The sequence below is a fragment of the Phyllobacterium sp. LjRoot231 genome (assembly GCF_964253365.1).
GTDB lineage: Bacteria > Pseudomonadota > Alphaproteobacteria > Rhizobiales > Rhizobiaceae > Phyllobacterium.
In genome coordinates this window covers 256,926-278,141 of sequence record NZ_CAXUQT020000001.1, presented here as the reverse complement: position 1 = coordinate 278,141, position 21,216 = coordinate 256,926, and the positions used below count along the sequence as shown (strand labels likewise).

Here is a 21,216-nt window from a genome sequence, read left to right as displayed (position 1 = left end):
TGAGTTTAATATCTTTATTGCGCCCCGACAGGCTTGCCGTCAACGTGCCAAACAGAAACGAGTCCGTCAAGGAACATACGATCTCCGGTCAATTCGCGCAGCATTCCCGCGCTTTCTTCCGGAATGCCGAGATATCTGGTCAGCATTTTCAGAGCGGATTGCGAAAAAAACATACCGAGGGAGGACTTTCCGGCCGGCTTCCACTCGACAACTGGAAGTTTGGCATCGATGCCTTTGGTCTTGAGCCAGCCGATTGCCTTGTCTTCGCCGCCGAGTTCATCGATCAGTTTGTTGGCCACCGCCTGGCGTCCGGTAAAGACGGATCCGTCGGCTAGCGCCAGTGCTTGTTCATGCGTGAATTTACGACGTTCCTGGACGAGACCGACAAACCAGTCATAGGAATCGATGATCATGCGATGAATCATCGCCTTGGCTTCGTCGCTGGCTGGATTGAAGAAATTGGGTTCCGCCTTGAGCGGGCTGGATTTGATCGTCTCGACCTTCACGCCGATCTTGGTCAAGAGCTCGGAAATATCGGGATACTGGAAGAGCACGCCAATCGATCCGATGATCGAGGACTGGCGGGCTACGATGTGATCGCTGGCGCTGGCGATCATGTATCCAGCCGAAGCGGCCAGCGTTCCGACCTGAGCGACGACAGGCTTCTTCATGGCAAGTTTTCGCACGGCTTCGTAGATAGCTTCGCCACCGGCGGTCGTTCCGCCCGGTGAATCAATGGAAAGGATCACGCCCTTGGCCGCGTCGGAATCCTCCACATCCTGAAGACGCTTGAGCAATTCGTCGTTTTCAAAAATCGTGCCCTCGACGCGGACCTTGGCGATATGCGGCGCTGATTTCCCGGAAAACCTGTCGGAACCAGCATTGAAAAAATAAAGCGAAATCAGGGCAACGGCGATGAGCAGAAGGGTGAATGCACGCCAGAAGGTCAGCTTCCTGCGAAGCCGTCGTCTGTCGATAATTGCGTCAGCAATGTTTGCCATCGTCCCATCCATTCGCTCTCAAATTCGGGTCGGCTACTCTTCTGCGACATCATTTCGTCGAAGTCCAGACTTCACACTATCGCTTGTTGGGCGGTTGGACCTTGTATCTCTTCCAATGACGGCATACTTGTTGCCTCGAGTGCAACTTGTGCGACAGGTACTTGTTCATTTCATCGAAAAATAACCATATTGGCGTTCAACTAGCCATTATATTGTAATCGGTAAACACAGCCAGACCTATGTCCATCGAAAGAAACGAGACGCATGCGGGGCGCGATGCCACCGCCGACGCTGACCATCATGCCGAGGTCGCACGGCAGTTTGCTGGCTCCGACAAGGATTCCATGGTGTTCCGCGCTGCGGAACGCCACTCACGGCGCGTGCGTTTTCTGAAGGTTGCCCTGCCCGCAATCGCTCTGATCGGTGCCGCTGTTTTTTCCTGGTTCACTTTCTTTTCCACGTCGAGCGTTCCGAGCAATATTTCGCTCGATAATGCCGGGATGGAAAATGGCAAACTTGTCATGACCAATCCGAAACTCGACGGATTTACGAAGGACAAGCTCCCTTACAAAATGAGCGCCGTAAGAGCCTTGCAGGAAGTAGGCAACAACAATGTGATCTCTCTGGAGGGGATCAGTGCCGAAATTCCGATTGGCAAAGAGTTGCGCGCGCAAGTGAAGGCGAAATCGGGCGTGTATGACAACGCGAACCGACAGTTGAAGCTCGACAGCGCCATAAGCCTGACAACATCCGATGGTATTACCGCCCTGCTGCAATCGGCCAATATCGATATAGCCGGCAACACCATGTCGACCGACGATCCGGTCAGCGTAAAAAATAGCAAGTCGAGTATAACCGCAGACAGTATGCAAATTACCGAAAGCGGCAAGGTAATGACTTTTGAAAAGCGGGTAAGGCTTGTCATTCAGCCTGCAAAGCTGCAAGAAGGTGACAAGGAAATCAAATCGTCAGAGTAACGTCTGGGGATTATTGCTGATTTCGAGGGAATATCCCGAATTTAGGAGAGAAGACGATGTCGTGCGGGGCAAAACTGATCAGCATTTCGACCATTGCGTTGGGCCTGTTGGCATCGTCCATGATTGCTCCCGCCCTAGCTCAGGATGCTGCCACAGCCACAACCGGTATAAAATTGTCCGGCGACCAGCCGATTCAGATCGATGCGGACAAGCTTGTTGTTCACGACAATGAGGGTACCGCTACCTTCACGGGCAATGTGACCGTAGTACAAGGTGCGACACTTTTGAAAGCGGGTTCCATGATCGTTTATTACGTCAAGGGGCCCAAGAAAGATACGACCGGTGCTGCTCCTGCTGACGCGCCAAAAACCACCGGAGTGGCTGGGGCTGGAGCGCAGGATATCGATCACCTCGAGGTCAATGACAAGGTCTACGTCAAATCAGAAGACCAGGTCGCCACTGGCGATCACGGCACTTTCGATATGAAGACTGAAGTGCTGGTTCTGACCGGCAGCAAGGTTGTTCTGTCTCAAGGCGACAATGTCGCCGTCGGCTGCAAGCTGACCGCGCAGCTCAAAACGGGCGAGGCCCAGCTTGAAAGCTGCAAGAGCGGTCAGACAGGCCGTGTCTCTATCGTTGTAGCTCCCAAGAACGCCCCGAAGAACTGAGACCATAGTGTCCTTGTTTTCGCGTCGCTCTTCCAGCAAGCTTTCCGCTCGGCCCGACTCTACCATTTCCCAGGAAATGCGTCCTGCTGATCCAACGGCAGTGGACCGTATGAAGGGCACACTTGTCGCGCGTGGTATCACCAAGAGCTACAATGGCCGCCAGGTCGTCAACGGTGTTTCCTTTGGGGTACGTGCCGGTGAAGCCGTTGGTATTCTCGGTCCTAACGGCGCTGGCAAGACAACTTGTTTCTATATGGTCACGGGCCTCGTCCCGGTCGACAAGGGCACCATCGAAATCGATGGTTTCGACGTAACGACGATGCCGATGTATCGCCGTTCTCGGCTGGGTATTGGTTATCTGCCGCAGGAAGCCTCGATTTTCCGCGGTCTTTCGGTTGAAAACAACATTAAGGCCGTCCTTGAGGTTGTCGAGAAAGATCGGAGCGCGCGCGCGCAGGAACTCGACTCGCTGCTTGAGGAATTTCACATCGCTCATCTGCGCAAGGCTCCAGCGCTTTCCCTGTCAGGTGGCGAACGCCGGCGGCTGGAGATTGCTCGCGCCCTGGCGTCTCGTCCTAATTTCATGCTCCTGGACGAACCCTTTGCAGGTGTAGATCCGATTGCCGTTGCGGATATTCAGCAATTGGTGCGCCATCTGACTGGCCGCGGTATTGGTGTGCTGATCACCGACCATAATGTACGCGAGACGCTGAAGCTGATCGACAGGGCCTATATCATCCATGCCGGACAAGTACTCACCCACGGTCGGCCGGATGAAATTATTGCCAATCAGGATGTTCGCCGGCTTTACCTTGGGGATCAGTTCAAGCTCTGATTTTCCCATTTTTCGGCTTTCATCTGCAAGAAATGCCATTTCCTATACGTCTTTAGATTGAAAATTGCCGCACCAACACGTTTTTCCCTTGCATGCGATTGACAAGCAAGGATTGGGCCAGTTCTGTACGACAGCAAAGAAATCGTACCGGAGTATCCGCGTCCACCATGGCTCTGTCGGCAAAGCTCGATCTCAGGCAAAACCAAGCATTGGTAATGACGCCGTTGCTCATGCAGTCGATTCGACTGCTGCAGTTGACGCATATCGAACTCGAACAGTTCATAGAGCAGGAGATTGAAAAGAACCCTCTGCTCGAGCGTGATGATGCCAATGGCGAGTATTTCTCGCTGGATGAACGTGGCTTCAACACTGACCGGATTTCGAGTGATGAACGCGAATTCGGCAGAGGAGCCGTGGGCAGTGATTTCGAGACGCATGATGATCATTCCCTGGACGGGCAAGCCGATCATTGGCTGGTAAGCGGCGAATCGACGAGTTCAGGTTCCATGTCCGATACGTTCGACAGTTCCCTTGAGAACATCTTTCCCGACGATCCGGGAACACATGATTTTATTGCCGGCGACCTCGCTTCGAAGTGGAAGTCATCGTCCGGAGACGGCTATGTTTCTACCGGGGGCGAGGGGTATAACCTCGAACAGGTGACAGCAGCTCCGCTGACCCTTCGGGACCATATCGCCGAGCAGATTATTTTCGCCTTCGCATCGGCTCGCGACCGGGTGATCGCCGCGGAGCTCACCGATCACCTTGATGAGATGGGCTATTTGCGCGCCGATGTAGAAGAAATCGCTGAAAGATTTGGTGTCGATGCCGACCATATCGAGAAACTGATTGCGGTCTTGCAGGGGTTTGAACCTGCGGGGCTATTCGCGCGTGACCTTGCGGAGTGTTTGTCGCTGCAGCTTCGTGCAAAAAACCGGCTCGGCCCGAGCATGAAAATGCTGTTGCAAAACCTCGAACTACTCGCCAAACGCGATTTCCACAGTCTCAAGAAGCTTTGTCACGTAGGTGATGCGGATATTCTGGCTATGCTGCAGGAAATCCAACTTCTCGATCCAAAACCAGGAACGGCCTTCTCCTCCGGCATAGCAGACAGTATCGTGCCCGATGTGCAGGTGGATACCGCTTCAGATGGAAGTTGGCGGATTGAGCTTAATCCCGATGCGCTGCCGCGTGTGCTCGTCAATAACCGCTACTATGCGACGATAGCGAAGACAAAGACCTCTTCCGCCGAGAAGATGTTTCTGAGCGAATGTTTACAGAACGCCAACTGGCTAACGCGCAGCCTCGATCAGCGCGCACAAACAATCCTGAAAGTTGCCAGCGAGATTGTTCGCCAGCAGGAACAATTTCTTCGTCACGGCGTTGCCCATCTGAAGCCGCTCAACTTGCGGAACGTGGCGGATGCGATCGGCATGCACGAGTCCACGGTGAGTCGCGTCACTGCAAATAAATACATGCTGACCAAACGGGGTGTGTTCGAGTTACGGTACTTTTTCAACGCGGCGATCGCGGCAACCGAAGGCGGCGAGCAGCATTCATCGCAATCGGTACGTCATCAGATAAAGCAGTTGATCGACGTGGAAACACCGGATGACATTCTGTCGGATGATACAATTGTGGATTTGTTGAAAGAGCAAGGGATCGATATTGCCCGACGTACCGTTGCAAAGTACCGGGAGGGGATGAATATCGCTTCTTCTGTGCAAAGACGGCGAGAGAAAAAAGCTCAGGCATCTGTGTGCAAGGGCGACGGAAAGTCTGGATTCATCCGTCGCACGGGTGTAGAATCCTTGTGAGTGGGTAAATGAACTGGACCGAAGAAGTCTGGTCAGGGAGACAAGCGCCGGTAATTTGCGACAATTGAAGTGAAAGCGCGCCTTTGAATGAAGAATCAGCAAGTGAATGTGATGACCGAACGCTCGCACAGGTTGTGCGGGATGTCTTTGCTCGCCTCCCAACAACAGTGTAGATTGGTCCGGGCGATGAAAAATCACAAATGAAGGTGAGGTATCATGAGTCTGCGTGTATCTGGGAAACATATGGACATTGGTGACGCTTTCCGCATTCGGATTGAGGAGCGGATAGGGGAGATGGTCTCCAAATACTTCGATGGCGGATATACCGGCCATGTCACGGTGGAAAAGCAGGGATCGCGTTTTATTGCCGACTGCCTTGTCCGCCTTGATACTGGTACCGTGCTGCAAGCGGCGGGCGAAGCGCAGGATCCGTTGCTCGCCTTTGACGCAGCAGGCGAGCGTATAGACAAGCGTCTCCGGCGCTACAAGAGACGCCTCAAGTCGCATCAGGCCCCTGGTTCAAATGGGGTTTTCGATGATGTTTCCTATACGGTGATGGCGCCGGTACCGGATGATGATGAGGATATTCCGGAAGATTACGCGCCGACCATCGTTGCTGAAACGTCGATGGCGCTCAGAAGCATGAGCGTAGCATCAGCGGTCGTGGAACTCGACTTGAAGGATAGTCCTGTTGTTGTCTTCCGTAACGCTGGTAGTACGCAGGTAAATATCGTATATCGCCGCGCTGATGGAAATATTGGCTGGATCGATCCATCGACAGTGGCGGGTGAAAACGTTGCTTCTGCGTGAAGAAGCGGGTTCATAGCGAAATTTGAACTACCGTCCGCGCGCAGGCAAGTGCGCGGATGGTAACTGGAAGGAAGAGAGATAATGGATCTGGGTGATCTCATTCAGCCCGACGCTGTCCTGCCCGCATTGAAAGTCAATTCCAAGAAGCAGCTTTTGCAGATCATGTCGGAAAAGGCAGCCGTCTTGACCGGCCTGAGCGAGCGGGAGGTATTTGACACGATCCTGCAGCGCGAACGCTTGGGCTCAACTGGCGTTGGCAATGGCATTGCCATTCCGCATGGAAAGATCAATAGCGTGAAGCGCATTGCCGGTGTTTTCGCGCAGCTCGAAACACCAGTCGATTTCGAAGCACTGGACGACCAGCCGGTCGATATCGTGTTTTTGCTCCTGGCGCCGGAAAATGCCGGGGCAGATCATCTGAAAGCATTGTCACGCATTGCTCGCATGTTGCGTGATCCCGAGCGCATTGCAAAACTGCGCACCGCCCACGATGCGAGCTTAATCTACGAGCTGTTAACGTCGCAGCCGGCGTCCAACGCCGCCTGAGTATCTGTCTTCGGTCTGTGAAAGCCGCCTTTGGGCGGCTTTTCTAAGAGGATTGGCCGATCTTGCGTCCGTAGAGCTCCAGCCGGTGATGAATGATATCGTAACCGAGCGACTTGGCGATCTCTTCCTGCAATTTTTCAATTTTGTCTGACTTGAACTCGATTACAGCACCCGTATCGATATCGATCAGATGATCATGGTGTTCGCCGCGGGCCTGCTCGAAACGCGATGGTCCGCCGTTGAAAGCATGGCGATGGATGGCACCCATCTCCTCCAGCAAATTCATGGTCCTGTAGACAGTGGAAAGAGAAATGCTGTCGTCGATCTCAATGGCACGATGGAAAATCTTCATCGCATCAGGGTGGTCTTCGGTAGAAGTCAGAATGTCGATGATGATACGCCGGGGACGGGTAATGCGTACGCCAGCCTTACGCAGTTCCTTTTCGTAATCCGGCTTCTGATTCATTGCATGTTTCATAATACCGATTATGCGCCAGATCGGCGTCAGTTGCAAAGATTCTCAACTGGCAATCCGACAGGAAATGATCGCTTCACCCAGAAACAAAACCGCCGCCAGTGAAAAATCAAAGGCGGCGGATGCATTAAAGCAGAAGCCGGGATTACGATGGGGGTACTTCCACAATGACCGTGTGTTCCCCCGTTGTTTTCAAGGGGATACCATTTTCAGCCTTGGCTAATTTCTTCCCGTCGACAGTGATCTTCTTGGTGCCCTTTGTGACTGGCTTGACCTCGAAGGTATAGCGGGCATCACCATTGCGTAGCACAAAACTGAAGCCGCTCCATTCCGAGGGAAATGCGGGATCAACGAACAGCCTGTCGCTCTGACGGATGATGCCAAGGATGCCTTCTGTTGCCACGCGGTAAAGCCATCCGGCCGAACCGGTATACCAGGTCCAGCCGCCACGTCCGCGCATTGGATCGACCGAATAAACGTCCGCAGCCACCACGTAAGGCTCTACACGGTAGGATTCAGCTTTTTCCGGGGTCAACGAATGGTTGACAGGGTTGAGCTTCTTGAACCAGCGATACGCTTCATCCGCGTCGCCGAGCTTGGCCATGGCAAGAACTGCCCAAGTTGCGGCATGGGTATATTGTCCGCCATTTTCGCGCACGCCGACCGGATAACTCTTGATATAGCCTGGATCATGCCGCGTCTTGTTGAACGGCGGTGTGAACAGCTTGATGATATCGACTTCATCGTCGATGAGATGCGTCGCGACCGAGTGCATGGCCTGCTTGCTGCGGTCTGGATCGCCATAGCAGGAGATGACGCTCCAGGATTGAGCGATCGAGTCGATCTTGCACTCATCGCTCTTCTTCGAACCAAGCGGCGCACCATCGTCAAAGTAGCCGCGACGATACCATTCACCATCCCAGCCATCCTTCTCGAGAGCGGCTTTCAGACTTTCGATATGGGTTTCCCATCGCTGGATGCGTTCCTTGTCCTTGAAATGCCTTGCGATCGGCAAGACGTCACGCAAAGTGCTTATCAGGAACCAGCCAAGCCATATGCTTTCGCCCTTGCCGTCCTCACCGACGCGGTTCATGCCGTCGTTCCAGTCGCCCGTCAGCATCAGCGGCAGGCCGTGCGAGCCCGTACGGACAATGGCAAGGTCAAGCGCACGGGCTGCGTGCTCATAAACGCTGACCTTCTCGCTTGAGACAGTCGGCTGGTAGAAAGCATCATGCTCGCCATTTTCTAGCGCCCGGCCTTCGATGAAGGCGATCTGCTCTTCCAGGATGCTCATGTCACCAGTCACCGAGGTGTAATGGGCTATGGCATAGCCGAGCCAGACCACGTCATCGGAGATTTTCGTGCGCACACCCGCCCCAGTCGTCGGCAGCCACCAGTGTTGAACGTCGCCTTCCTTGAACTGGCGAGCCGAGACATTAAGAATCTGCTTGCGTGCCAAAGATGGATCAAGGATCAGCATGGACAGAGTGTCCTGCAGCTGATCACGGAAGCCGAAGGCGCCACTTGCCTGATAAAAGGCCGAGCGTGCCCAAATGCGGCAGGCGAGGCTCTGATAGGGCAGCCAGCGATTGACCATGACATTGAAAGCATCATCCGGGGTGTCAATCTGCAATCCATCAAGGAAGTTCGTCCAGATTGCCTTTGAGGCCGAGAGAGTCTCTTCGAACGGCTGCTTGTTGTGGTGTGCAAGAATCTGGCGTGCCTCGTCATGGCTGCCGGCATCCCCCATGTAGAAGACCACCTCGTGCGTTTCACCCGCTGCGATCTTGATATCGACTGCAAGCGCAGCACAGGGATCCCCACCGGCTTCAACCAGGTTTGACAGCGTCTTGGCCTGAAGCACCGCGTCCGGACGATCGACGGAACCGAGCGCGCCAAAGAACTCGGCACGGTCTGCAGTATAGGACTGCGGCTTCACATTGGCAGCAAAGAACGCCACATGCTCACGTCGGTCGATTCCATAGGGGTTGCGGGCAAATAGCACGCCCGTTTCAGTATCGCACGACGGTACGATGAATGGCGAGGTCTTTGCACGGGCATTGCCCAACATCCATTCAACAAAGCCGTAGACGCGCAATTGTTTGGCGGTGCCGCCATTATTGGTGATCTTGAGACTCGATACACGGACGGGTTGGTCAGGATCGATCGTATGCGTGAGTTCGAGCCCGACATTGCCATGGCGCGCGGCAAAGATTGAGTAGCCTTGGCCATGCCGGGTCTCATATTGCACTGAAGGATCACGGAGCACCGATGCAGTCGGAGCGAATGCGGTGTTCTTTTCAAGGTCCACCACATAGATCGCCTCACCGGAACGGTTGATGACCGGATCATTGGACCATTGCGTCAGCTGATAGTCGCGGCTGTTGCCTGACCAAGTGAAACCCGCGCCTTCGGCGGATACGTGAAAGCCAAAATTGGGATTCGAAATCACATTGATCCAGGGCTGTGGGGTGCTGATCAGCCCACCAAGACGAACAATGTATTCGCCGCTCTTCATGTCGAAGCCGCCAAAGCCATTCCAGAACGACAGGTCGTCTCCGGAAATCTTGGGACGGCGTTTGCTCATGAGCTGCGTCGGTGCCGGAGCGATCCCACGCAAATCGTCATTTCCAATGTCACCGGCTATGATCGATTTGCCCCGGGTTTCAGTGACCGGCACTAGGTCAGCGCTCAGACCTGCCATGCGCTTCAACTGCTCGGAAAGTGAACCATTCTGCGCGTGCATGACGATGCGGGCTGAAGCCAGAAGCGTGTTGTAGCTGGCATCACTCATCTGGTCCTTACGGACGGTGAAGATGTGGACGCGCGGTCCAAGCTGAGCGCCGCGGGCACGGCTATTTTCGCAAATTGCCTCCAAGCCACGCTGGAAATCCTGTGCATAGGAGAATGAACGCTCGTTGATGACAACGACGTCGACGACAAGACCCTTGGCACGCCAATATTCATGTGCCTTCAGCAGGTTTCTCAGCGTTTCCATATCCGCTTCGTCGTCGATGCGCAGCGCAAGGATCGGGAAGTCGCCGGAAATGGACATTGGCCAAAGCTCGGACTGGCTGCCTAGTCCGCTTGCAATGCTCTCAGATGGCATGCGCAGAGCCTTGTCCGGATATATCAGGCTCGTTGCCACACGCTGGAACTCAGCTGCCTCGTCGGGATTAATGCCGATGTGGTGGAGGCGAACCTGCGAACTCGTCCATGACAGCGAGAATTCACGGGTAAAGCAATCCGGATGGCGGAAGCGGGAGACGACCTCCTCGAGTTCTTGACGGTTTGGACGTACAAGAGTCCAGAATACAAGCGTCACTTTCTTGTGCGCGGGAACCCGAACGCGGCAACGCAGCGAAGCGATGGGATCGAGCACAAAACCATGACTGCCGCTGAGAGTTGCACCTTCGTCGAAAGCAGCCGGATTGCGCAAGGAGCGTCCGCGACCGATAAAGTTGCGCCGATCGGTTTCAGCCTGGATTTCGCGCATCGCGCCGGAACTGTCGCTCACGATATGGGCCACGTGGATATCCGGGTCGTCATTACCGCGCTTGCGGCGCGTAGCGTAGATCGCGTCGCCACGTTGGTCGATATCGGTCTCAACGAACATCTTGGCAAAAGCTGGATGAGCAGTGTCCGTATCTTCATTCGTCAATACTAGTTCAGCGTAGGACGTGACTTCGATGATGCGGTCCTTGGTGCCGGTATTGGTGATGACGATGCGGCGGCCTTCACCATCGGAATCCGAGGCAACGATGGCCTCCACGGTAGTATGGAGCGTGCCATTCTCCTTGACGAATTCCGCCTTGTAGTCGGCAAAGATGGTGGTGCTCTTCTCGCCTGCAACGCGCACAGGATCGCCTGTCGCTGACCACCATTCGCCGTTTTCGAGATCCCGCAGGAAAAGGAACGTACCATAGCCGCTTTCGAGGGGATCAGGTTGGAAACGGGTAATGGCAAGGCCATTCCAGCGGCTGTAACCGCCGCCATTGGCAGTGACCATAACCGAGTAATGTCCATTCGACATGATCTGCGTTGCAATGGGCGCACTCAGTGGATTCTGAATGAAACGGATAGAGGCCGTTTCTTCCGCGCTTTCCACAGCTTTGCGCATTGGGTTCTCGGCCTTGGCCTGCAGAACCGGTATTTCACGCGGAGCCTTCTCCTGAAGCAGGAGCTCGGCGGCTTCGATCACAGGATCCGCGTGGAAACGTTCGCGCATGCGACCTTCGAACACGACGTTGTTGACGGCGACAATCGACATGCCATGGTGGTGGGCCATGTAATTGCGTACGACTGCATACTCTTCATCTTCGCGGACGCGCGATTTAGTAAAGTCCACGGCGTCGTAGAAGCCATATTGACCCAGCGCACCCATGGCGCGCAGACGTTGCAAATTCTTGACAGCCTCTGCGGGTTGATACTGGCTGGCCATGATGCTGGCATAGGGCGCTACAACGTAATTCTTGGAAAGGCCGCGCTTGAGGCCGAGTGTCGGAACGCCGAAATTGGTGTATTGGTAGTTCATCTCCGGGTCGCGGGCATTATAGGCCGCTTCGGAAATGCCCCACGGCAGCCCTTTGGACTCACCATATTCGATCTGACGCTGCACGATCAGCTTGTTGGTCTGATCCAGCATACTGCCGAGTGGTTCGATCATCACCAGAGGCGGCATGAGATATTCGAACATCGAACCGGACCAGGAAACCAGCGCACCGCGCCAGCCAACTGGAACCAGCAGCCGTCCGAGCTTGAACCAGTGGTCGACCGGAATATCGCCCTTGGCGATGGCAAAGAGGCTCGCCAAACGCGCTTCGGAGGCGAGAAGGTCATAACAGCTGGCATCGAGTTCGTTGGTCTCTACACGGAAACCGATGGACAACAGGCGTCGTTCCTTGCGCTCCAGGAAGGTGAAGTCAGTGTCGAAAGCCAATTGCCGCGCTCGGGTGGCGAGGGTTCCCAGGCGTTCGCGCAGGACGTCCGTGCTCTCGTGACTGCCTATTGCATCGTCCGTGTGGCCTTGACACGTCTTGACGAGCAGAAGCGCCCATTCGTTGGCGGTCGCGCTGATCGGACTTTCGAGTTCGCTGTGCAATTCGTCGGTCAGGCGCTGGATGTCACCGGCGAAGAGCGCAAGGTTGATTGTGCGCAGCGATGCCGTTTCAGGCTCTTCCTTGATCGTCGTGATTGCCCGGCGGAAATTGGAAACGCGTTCCTCCAGGCGACGGCGAAGGGGCCTTAAAACACGACGATCATCCGGAATGTCGCTTATGGCCTCTTCCAGAATATCGCTGACATCAAGAATGCCGTCGAGATCGCTCTGAAGATAGACTGAAGGTGCCTCTGCCCATTTCTCCAGTGCCGATGACAGAGCAACGAGATGGCCTGCCAGATTGCCGCTATCCACCGCCGAAACATAAAGTGGAAGTAATGGGCGCAGCGTGGTCGTTTCGTACCAATTGTAAAGATGGCCGCGATATTTCTCCATCTTCTCGAGCGTTTCGAGCGTCTGGTCTATACGCGTCAGCGTTTCATTGAAACTGATCCAGCCAAAGTCCCGGGCTGCGACTGTTGAGAGCAGATACATCCCGATATTCGTAGGAGAGGTTCGTGTCGCAATGACGGGGTGCGGGTCTTCCTGGAAGTTGTCCGGTGGAATGAAGTTCTGTTCCTTCGTGACGAACGTGTCGTAATAGTGCCAGGTACGGCGGGCGAACCGCCGCAATTCACCTTTGTCCGAGGAGCGAACGTTGAGATCATCCAACGGCTTGGCCGAGCGGCTCACTAACCAGGCAATCATCGGCGACAAGAACCAGATCAGTGCAAAAGGCACGGCCAGGAACCATCCCGGGCTTTGAACTGCCAGTGGCAAACCGATGGCAATCACTGCAACGATCACAGCAGGCCACATCAACTGCGTATAATAGCTCAGCGTATCGGGAGAACTGGTTTTTGCCTGCGCCGCTGCGCGCCATTCGAGAAGATGCTTGCGCGAAATGAACAGGCGGTAGAGCGTACGCACAATCGCGTCGGTCATCAGGCACGCCATATTGGCGATGAAGGTAATGCGCAGTGCAATGTCCGCGGCGCCGGCAAAAATATCCGTCAGAATCGCCTGAAAATGCCCTTTGAGTGACAGGTTCATGTCTGTGGGGACGAGATTGGTAAACAGGATCATCGTCGGCACGATGAACATGCTGAAAATCATGAAGCACTGCCATAGGGTGGCAAGTTCCGGCGGCAGCAATGTCCAGCCGGCAATGGAAGCCACTATCCAGAATATCGGTGTGAGTGAGCGGCGAAGATTATCGACCATTTTCCAGCGCGTGACCGCAGTCACACCTGGTCTTGTGCTGAAGAGATATGGCAAGAGCTGCCAGTCACCACGCGTCCAGCGATGATGGCGGGAGATATCGACGTTGTAGCCTGTCGGATAATCTTCAACCACCTCGACGTCACTGACGAGCGCGCTGCGTGCGTAGCCGCCTTCGAGCAGGTCATGGCTCAGGACGGCATTCTCGCCAATCTTGCCCTCGAGTGCGGCTTCAAAGAAATCGATGTCATAAAGACCCTTGCCGGTAAAGGTCCCTTCACCAAGCACGTCCTGATAGACATCGGAAACCGCAAACACATAGGGATCGATGCCGCGGTTGACCGAAAAGACGCGCTGCAGGAACGAGGCATCGTCGCCGGTGGTCAGTGAAGGTGTAACGCGAGGTTGCAAGATAGCATAGCCACTGACGACACGGCCCGCTTTGGGGCTGGAGATGGGTCGGTTGAGTGGGTGAATAAGCTTGCCGGCCAGACGGTTCACGGAGTCCGGCGTCAGGCGCGTATCGGAGTCGAGCGTCATCACGAACTTGATATCGGTTGGAATTTCCTCGTTCGAAGGGAAATACGTCGTGTCCTTATCGCCGCGCAGCAGCATATTGAGTTCGTGCAGCTTGCCGCGCTTGCGCTCCCAGCCCATCCAACGATTTTCCTGGGCATTAAACAGGCGCTTGCGGTGCAGCAGGAAGAATCGGGGATTGTTTTGCGTGTAATGGTCGTTGAGCGCAGTGATTTTCTCCCGCGCATAATCGAAAATATCGAGATCGTCGTCGGTCTGTTCGAATTTGCTGTCAGCCCAGTCCGTCAAAAGGGCGAAATAGACCTCGCCACGCGGATTGGTGAGATAGTGCACTTCGAGATTGCGGATATGCTCATCGACGGAGTCGCGCGAGGTGATCAGCGTCGGCACGGCAACGAGGGTTTTTGCCTCCGGAGGCAGACCGCTCTTATACTCGAAGCCTATGAGCCGCGTCGGCGGCATGAACATCGGTATGATCCAGTTGACGAAGCCGTTGGCGGTTTCCATCGTCGGGAACACTGCGAGCAAGGTAAACAGCCAAGTCATGTCGCCGGGCAATCCGGCACGGCGCAGGAAATAATGGATCAACAGCAGGATGGCAATCGAGAAGAATGAAGCCGGAGCCCAAAGGCCAGCGAGGCCCAATTGGCGGTAGAAACGTACCCAACGAATAAGAAGCGTCGGCTTGTAGTCACACGTCTCTTCAAGTTCAGGGCGGCCTTCACCAGCGAGATAGTAACCAACGTCGCGTTTACGCTGCTCGGTCACTCCACCTTCGCCGCCGGTTTCCTCCGCGCTTTTATGTGCGAGTTCCAATGCGGCCTGGGTGATGTCGTGTTCGCTCTTGCCTGAACGGCGGGCAATCTTTTCAATAGCAACGCGGTACGCATTGCGGGAATGAAAATCGAGTGCATCGAAATTCGAGTTATCACGCAGGACGGCATCGACGCCGCTGACCGTCTCAAACCAGGTGATCCAGTCGACGTCGTCGATAGCCTTCAGGCTTCGGATGAGATTGCCCATGCTGACGCCGCCTGTGGACTGGCGCGTGTGCTCCTGAATGATGGCGTCCTCGGAATCGCTGTCGTTCTTTTCGAGTTCATCTTCGAGCCATGCGACTGCGGCACCGGAGTGAGCAGCGCCACCGCGCAAGCGGTAGAGCAGATGAGTGGCAAACGTGCTGTCTTTGGCCGCCGTCGCATATTGCGCCAGAAGCTGGGGCAGGGTGTCCTTTTCGGCGTTCAGCGTGATTTCGTCGGCCACACTGTTGGCGTAGGCGCGCATGCGGCGTGCGCGTTCGACACGCAGCGAAAGACGCCGCGCATTCTCGATCAGAATAAAGCGAACGGCGGATGGAAGCGCCCACAATTCGCCGATATGCAGAGGTTCGACAATCTGAAAACCTTCAACGATAGCGCTCAGGCTATTCAGCGAAAATTGGCTGTCCGTGTGCGCGACATAAAGCCAGGCAAGCGCCATAACTCGTGGAATGCCGGGCTGGGTCACAAGCGATGGCAATTGCCGGAAGAATTTCTTAGGCAGATCGCGCTCGACCTGCTGTATGTTCTGGTCGACCAGGTAATAGTTGTCCAGCAGCCACTGAGCCGCTGGTGTTATCGTTTCGCCGTTGCGTGCTGCGGCATCGGAGGAACGGTAGGAATGCAGGATCAGCCTGGCGTTTTCGACTGTACGCTGCTCGAAAACCATCGGTTCGTAGTCGGGCAATCGAACGTCTTCGCCCTTTGCCACCCTGGTACCCAGATCCCTCAAATCGTCGATGGATTTATAGTGAGCCCTGATAGGGTTCGGTTGGACAGCAAAAATCTGGCCGACGGTCTTCTTCTGGGATGCGAACGCTTGAAAAAAGCTCAATACGGGCATTTGTTTCATTTCGGTTGGAAGAAAAAATCTTCTGGATTGCAGCACAAAAGCGATCAGGGGCTGATCGCCCACGTTTCAGTTTACGGTCTAATCAGGTCATGGCAATTAAGCTATCATCACTTTTGCTGTTAGCGATCAGTTTTGATGAAAATGAGTCAGATTTCTATTCGTCTTTGTACGCAATTTTGAAACTCCCGCACAGGGAAAGCTGGAGCGGCGAGGTAATGGGAGTTCAAATAAGAAGACCGGGATTTGTACAATCCCGGTCTTCAATTGAGATAACGACTATCTCAGCCCTTCGGAAAGACTCGCCAATGTTTGGGACGGAACGCGATCCGGCTGGTCTCCTTTGCGGGATGGTCCGCTGGAATTTCGATCTCCACGCGGTCTGTCACGCCAGCAATATCGAGCTCTACTCGTCTCGTGGCTCCGACGCGCCGGCTTGCCACAACCGTACCTCCGATGCGCGCATCCGCACTCTCGGTTAGTTCGACATCATGCGGCCGGAAATACAGTAGTCCTTCGCCATCGGGGAGATCGCTCTTGATACCGAGCAACTGGTCGCCAAGCCACAATTCACCCTTATTGATCCGAACCTCAAGCGAACTCGATTCACCGATAAAGCTGTAGACGAAGGGGGAATTCGGCCGGTCATAGACCTCATCGGGAGTGCCTATCTGCTCGATCTTACCCTGGCTCATAACGACAACGCGATCCGCCAATTCCAGCGCTTCATCCTGGTCGTGCGTCACGAAAACAGTGGTATGCTTGGTCTTGTCGTGAATTTCACGCAGCCAGCGGCGCAGTTCCTTGCGGACCTTCGCATCGAGCGCGCCAAAGGGTTCGTCCAGCAACAAAATTCGAGGTTCGATAGCCATGGCACGGGCAAGCGCGACGCGCTGACGCTGACCACCCGAAAGCTGTGCCGGATAGCGTTTTTCAAGGCCGGAAAGCTGGACGAAATCCAGCAGTTCCGAAGAACGCCGGCGAATCTCGTCCTTGCTCGGCCGGTTGGAATTCGGCCGCACCTTCAGACCAAAACCGACATTGTCTATCACTGTCATATGGCGGAACAGTGCATAATGCTGGAAGACGAAGCCGACGTTACGCTCCTGCACCGACTTCAGTGAAGCATCCTCGTCGCCAAAGAAAACCTTGCCCTCGGTTGGGGTTTCAAGCCCGGCGATCAAGCGCAGCAGCGTCGTCTTTCCGGATCCAGACGGCCCCAGCAGAGCGATCAGTTCGCCTGAATTGATATCGAGTGACACGTCGTGCAGCGCCGGAAAACGATCGAATTCCTTGCGTACACTACTTACGCGAACATCCATATATTTATTCCCTTCAGTGTCCGCCGGCTGCGCGAAGCTCCGCCCCATATCTCAGCTCCAGAAGAGTCTTGAGAACGAGCGTCACCAGCGCAAGCAGCGCCAGCAGCGAAGCCACCGCAAAAGCAGCGACAAAATTATATTCATTGTAAAGAATTTCGACATGCAGCGGCATCGTGTTGGTGAGGCCCCTGATATGCCCTGAAACGACAGACACTGCACCAAATTCCCCCATGGCGCGGGCGTTGCACAAAAGTACGCCGTATAGCAAGCCCCATCGGATGTTCGGGAGCGTTACATGCCAGAATGTCTGCCAGCCATTGGCCCCGAGCGACAGGGCGGCTTCCTCGTCCGTCGTACCCTGTTCCTGCATCAAAGGGATCAGTTCCCGCGCGACGAACGGGAATGTGACAAACATCGTCGCCAGTACAATACCCGGAACGGCAAACAAGACTTCGACCCCGTGCGATTTGAACCAAGGTCCGAGCATGCTTTGTGAACTGAACAACAGCACATAGACCAGGCCGGAAATGACCGGTGAGACCGAGAATGGCAGATCGATAAGAGTGGTCAAGAACGCCTTGCCCTTGAACTCGAACTTGGCGATCGCCCATGCCGCGACGACACCAAAGACCACATTGAGCGGCACCGCGATCGATGCGACCAGCAGTGTCAAGCGAATGGCGGCTTGGGCATCGGGCTCTGCAAAGGCAGCGAAGTATTCGGCCGGGCCCTTGCGGAACGCTTCGACGAAAACCAACACGAGCGGCAACAGCAGAAACAGTCCGAGAAAAGCCAGCGCAATACCGGTTAGAACAAAGCGTGCCGTGCGCCCCTCCGTCGTCGCATGCCGGGCTGTGGCCGATGGGTCTACGGTTTGTATGGGATCATGTGCCATAGCCATACCTCCTCCGGCTCCAAGCCTGAATGAGATTGATTACAAAGAGCATGAAAAACGAAAGCAGAAGCATGATGGTGGCAATTGCGGTCGCGCCTGCATAATCGAACTCCTCCAAGCGGATAACGATCAATAGAGGCGCGATTTCCGAGACATAGGGCAGATTCCCAGCGATAAAGATCACAGAACCATATTCGCCGACAGCCCGGGCAAACGCCAAAGCGAAACCGGTCAGGATCGCCGGCTGCAGACCCGGTAGAAGCACATGCGTGATCGTCTGGAAGCGATTGGCGCCAAGCGTCGCCGCCGCTTCTTCGACCTCCTTGCGGATTTCTTCCATTACCGGCTGTACTGTCCGAACGACAAAGGGAAGACCGATAAAGATCAATGCGATGGTGATGCCGATCGGAGTGAAGGCGACCTTGATTCCGGCCAGGTCCAGCCACTGACCGATCCAGCCGTTTCTCGAATAAAGTGCCGTTAGTGCAATACCTGCAACGGCCGTCGGCAGCGCGAAGGGCAGATCGACGATCGCATCGACGATACGCCGGCCCGGGAATCTATAGCGCACCAGCACCCATGCGACGATGACACCAAACACCACGTTGATCAACGCGGCGACGAGAGATGTACCGAAACTGATCTTCAAAGCATTTACGGTGCGTGGATCAGTGGCAACATGCAAGAATCCTGAAAAACCCAATGATGCTGAGCGCCAGACGAGGCCGGTGAGAGGGATAAGAACAATTAATGCGAGGTAGGCAAGAGTGAAGCCGAGCGTCATTCCAAACCCTGGAATGACGCTCGGCCTCTTAAACCGCCAACCCGCTTTCGCGAGGCTGGAAATCATGCTGTTACTGTTTCGGCTTGTAAATCTGGTCAAAGGTTCCGCCATCTCCGAAGTGATAGGGCTGTGCCTTTGCCCATCCGCCGAAGATTGGATCATCGATCGTCACCAGTTTCAACTCCGGTAATTTTTTCAGGAGTTCCGGCGCCACAAGCTCTGGTTCTGCCGGACGGTAAAAATGCTTGGCAGCCAGTGTTTGTCCCTCTGTGGAGTAAAGATACTGGAGATATGCTTCAGCTACCTTGCGCGTGCCTTTGGCATCGACATTGGCGTCGACTACAGCCACCGGCGGCTCTGCCAGGATCGACTGGGGGGGGACGACAATGTCGAATTTGTCAGTGCCGAATTCGTCTGAAGCAAGGTATGCCTCATTTTCCCAGGCAAGCAGAACATCTCCAAGTTCGCGCTGGGCGAATGTGGTGGTGGAGCCGCGTGCCCCGGAGTCGAGCACGGGAACGTGCTGGAACAATGTGCCGATGTATTCCTTGATCTTGGCTTCATCGCCGCCGTACTGGCCATAAGCCCAAGCCCAAGCCGCAAGATAATTCCAGCGGGCGCCACCGGACGTTTTCGGGTTCGGCGTGATGACTTCTACGCCGTCCTTGACCAGATCACCCCAATCCTTGATCCCTTTTGGATTCCCCTTACGCACAAGAAAGACAATCGTTGATGTGTAAGGAGCAGAATTGTGCGGATATTTGCTGCGCCAGTCCGGATTGATTTTCTTCGTTTTTGTGGCAATCGCAGTAATATCGCTTTCGAGCGCCAGCGTCACGACATCGGCGTCGAGGCCATCAATAACGGAACGAGCCTGCGCACCGGAGCCGCCATGTGATGTCTGGATGGTCAAAGTCTCGCCTGTGTCGGCTTTCCACTTGGCTGCGAACGCCGCATTGAAATCCTTGTAAAGCTCGCGCGTCGGGTCATAGGATACGTTTAAAAGGGTGGTGTCCGCGTGGGCAGCAGACATCGGCTGAATGGCGGCCGTTGCTGTAAGCAACACAGCCGCCAGTGTGAGGGAAAGTCGGGAACGTTTCATGCCTGCCTCCGTATGATCAGAACTGAAGCGTAGCAGAGCGCCTCCAAATAGGGGCGTTAGAAAGAATTCCTTTTATAGCGAAAAATTAGAATATTCTACCGGATCAGCATAGTCTACTGAAACAGTCGTCTATTCTGAATGGGCATAGGATTCTCTCAAACTTAAGTAGCAGGGCCGTTTTTGGCCGATCCAGAAGGCCGATGCCGCGATTCTGGAAAATGAGACTAACCCGGAATAATCTTTCCAACTCGCAAAGGCTTGAGCGAGGGACACCATTTCGGCTGGTCGAATTGTCTGGACTTACCCGGATTTCTATTTGCCGAACAGCACTTTCACGGGCGTCGCATCGGCGAGCCGCGCATAACTGCCCTGATCGATTCGAACGTTGTCAAACGTGCGCGTTTTGATTGGCATGACAAAGATTGCGGCTGTCAATAAAGCGGTTGCGGCGATGGAAAGGCGGCGTTCCATACGTGAACTGATGATCATGCTCTCTCCCTTCTCAGTGAAAGCGCGCCCGTAACGGGCGGGAAATAATGTCGTCGATTGCAGATTTCGGGATTGGCAAAAGCATCTGATCCAGATCGGCCAGCGTTTCGGCGAAATTGACCGCCGCGTTCTCCACTTCCTCCTGGCGCGAGGGGCATGCCATGGCATTGAGGCAGGTTCGTGCCACAACCATGTCGCAATTTTGAATCCCTGCGATAAGTCCCAGGGTCATACATTCTTCCCGGCAGACATGATGTGAGCCGAAGGGGAAGGTCTTGAGCGGGCATAACGCGCAGTGGCGCAGGGTTCGGATGAAGAATGAAAGCTCGGAAAGTGCGCGGTTGCCGTTACGCGTGCCCAGAAGCTCGCTGTAGAGGCCAAAGGCCATTTCCCAAGCGATGACAGAGCCGGTTTCGAAACCCGCCGTCCAGCGCCGGTAGCCTTCGAGCACCAGTTTTTCCGGGGTGCGATCGAAATAGCAGCCTGTACTGCCGATTTCAGATGTGCGCGGATACATCGCCGCTCCCATCCTGCTGCGCGTTGCGGATCAGGGCGAGGGGACCGTTGCGGCAAGCGCGAATGACCGGCTGGGTCAGCCTGACAGGAGACAGATGCTGACGATGCAGCAAGGAAACCACGCGTAGGCGTGGCAGAAAAAGACCTATCATAGGGTCCTCCAATCGAACGGGTTCAAGGCCCAGACATCAAAGGGATGTGCTTTTGCACTTTTCGCATAAAGGCTTCTCAAAACC

At 54.9% G+C, this 21,216-nt stretch carries 16 protein-coding genes; 6 read left to right on the top strand and 10 right to left on the bottom strand.

The features are described from left to right. Positions 1-14 precede the first annotated feature (14 nt). Positions 15-1,001, bottom strand: a complete 987-nt coding sequence (sppA, locus tag ACSQ3H_RS01325; protein ID WP_436115366.1) for a signal peptide peptidase SppA — start codon at positions 999-1,001, stop codon at positions 15-17. 239 nt (positions 1,002-1,240) lie between these two features. Between sppA and lptC the strand changes: the two genes are divergently transcribed. The 6 genes from lptC (at position 1,241) to ptsN (ending at position 6,654) form a co-directional block, all read left to right on the top strand. Next, complete coding sequence (gene lptC / locus ACSQ3H_RS01320; protein ID WP_436115365.1) at positions 1,241-1,978, top strand: LPS export ABC transporter periplasmic protein LptC; 738 nt, start codon at positions 1,241-1,243, stop codon at positions 1,976-1,978. Positions 1,979-2,034: 56 nt separating this feature from the next. Beyond that, positions 2,035-2,646, top strand: coding sequence for an LptA/OstA family protein (locus ACSQ3H_RS01315; protein ID WP_436115364.1), 612 nt, complete (start codon positions 2,035-2,037; stop codon positions 2,644-2,646). Positions 2,647-2,722: 76 nt separating this feature from the next. Then, positions 2,723-3,481, top strand: a complete 759-nt coding sequence (gene lptB / locus ACSQ3H_RS01310; RefSeq protein ID WP_436119314.1) for an LPS export ABC transporter ATP-binding protein — start codon at positions 2,723-2,725, stop codon at positions 3,479-3,481. A 167-nt stretch (positions 3,482-3,648) separates the two neighbouring features. Beyond that, positions 3,649-5,298, top strand: a complete 1,650-nt coding sequence (gene rpoN, locus ACSQ3H_RS01305; RefSeq protein ID WP_436115363.1) for an RNA polymerase factor sigma-54 — start codon at positions 3,649-3,651, stop codon at positions 5,296-5,298. A 216-nt stretch (positions 5,299-5,514) separates the two neighbouring features. Continuing rightward, a complete protein-coding gene (gene hpf, locus ACSQ3H_RS01300; RefSeq protein WP_436115362.1) occupies positions 5,515-6,108 on the top strand; it encodes a ribosome hibernation-promoting factor, HPF/YfiA family in 594 nt (197 codons plus the stop codon). Positions 6,109-6,189: 81 nt separating this feature from the next. Further along, on the top strand, positions 6,190-6,654 hold the full coding sequence (gene ptsN, locus ACSQ3H_RS01295; protein WP_436115361.1) for a PTS IIA-like nitrogen regulatory protein PtsN: 465 nt from the start codon (positions 6,190-6,192) through the stop codon (positions 6,652-6,654). A 43-nt stretch (positions 6,655-6,697) separates the two neighbouring features. On the opposite strand, the gene ACSQ3H_RS01290 is transcribed toward ptsN, so the two are convergent. The 9 genes from ACSQ3H_RS01290 to ACSQ3H_RS01250 all read right to left on the bottom strand — a co-directional run bounded on the left by ACSQ3H_RS01290 (position 6,698) and on the right by ACSQ3H_RS01250 (position 21,132). Beyond that, positions 6,698-7,132, bottom strand: coding sequence for a transcriptional repressor (locus tag ACSQ3H_RS01290; protein ID WP_436115360.1), 435 nt, complete (start codon positions 7,130-7,132; stop codon positions 6,698-6,700). Positions 7,133-7,274: 142 nt separating this feature from the next. Continuing rightward, on the bottom strand, positions 7,275-15,866 hold the full coding sequence (locus tag ACSQ3H_RS01285) for a GH36-type glycosyl hydrolase domain-containing protein (RefSeq protein WP_436115359.1): 8,592 nt from the start codon (positions 15,864-15,866) through the stop codon (positions 7,275-7,277). A gap of 290 nt (positions 15,867-16,156) precedes the next feature. Further along, a complete protein-coding gene (locus tag ACSQ3H_RS01280) occupies positions 16,157-17,194 on the bottom strand; it encodes a sulfate/molybdate ABC transporter ATP-binding protein (protein WP_436115358.1) in 1,038 nt (345 codons plus the stop codon). 13 nt (positions 17,195-17,207) lie between these two features. Continuing rightward, positions 17,208-18,089: a sulfate ABC transporter permease subunit CysW gene (gene cysW, locus ACSQ3H_RS01275; RefSeq protein WP_436115357.1), complete on the bottom strand. Its 882-nt coding sequence runs from the start codon at positions 18,087-18,089 to the stop codon at positions 17,208-17,210. Continuing rightward, on the bottom strand, positions 18,079-18,939 hold the full coding sequence (cysT, locus tag ACSQ3H_RS01270) for a sulfate ABC transporter permease subunit CysT (RefSeq protein WP_436115356.1): 861 nt from the start codon (positions 18,937-18,939) through the stop codon (positions 18,079-18,081). Before cysT ends, cysW begins: the two co-directional genes overlap by 11 nt. Positions 18,940-18,943: 4 nt before the next feature. Continuing rightward, the gene (locus ACSQ3H_RS01265) at positions 18,944-19,975 is read right to left on the bottom strand and encodes a sulfate ABC transporter substrate-binding protein (protein ID WP_436115355.1); all 1,032 of its coding nucleotides are present in this window, start codon (positions 19,973-19,975) and stop codon (positions 18,944-18,946) included. A 312-nt stretch (positions 19,976-20,287) separates the two neighbouring features. After that, positions 20,288-20,464 (bottom strand): hypothetical protein, encoded by a 177-nt coding sequence (locus ACSQ3H_RS01260; protein WP_436115354.1) that lies wholly within the window; start codon positions 20,462-20,464, stop codon positions 20,288-20,290. Between the two features lie 13 nt (positions 20,465-20,477). Next, the gene (locus tag ACSQ3H_RS01255; protein WP_436115353.1) at positions 20,478-20,993 is read right to left on the bottom strand and encodes a hypothetical protein; all 516 of its coding nucleotides are present in this window, start codon (positions 20,991-20,993) and stop codon (positions 20,478-20,480) included. After that, complete coding sequence (locus ACSQ3H_RS01250; RefSeq protein ID WP_436115352.1) at positions 20,962-21,132, bottom strand: hypothetical protein; 171 nt, start codon at positions 21,130-21,132, stop codon at positions 20,962-20,964. Before ACSQ3H_RS01250 ends, ACSQ3H_RS01255 begins: the two co-directional genes overlap by 32 nt. Positions 21,133-21,216: the final 84 nt, after the last annotated feature.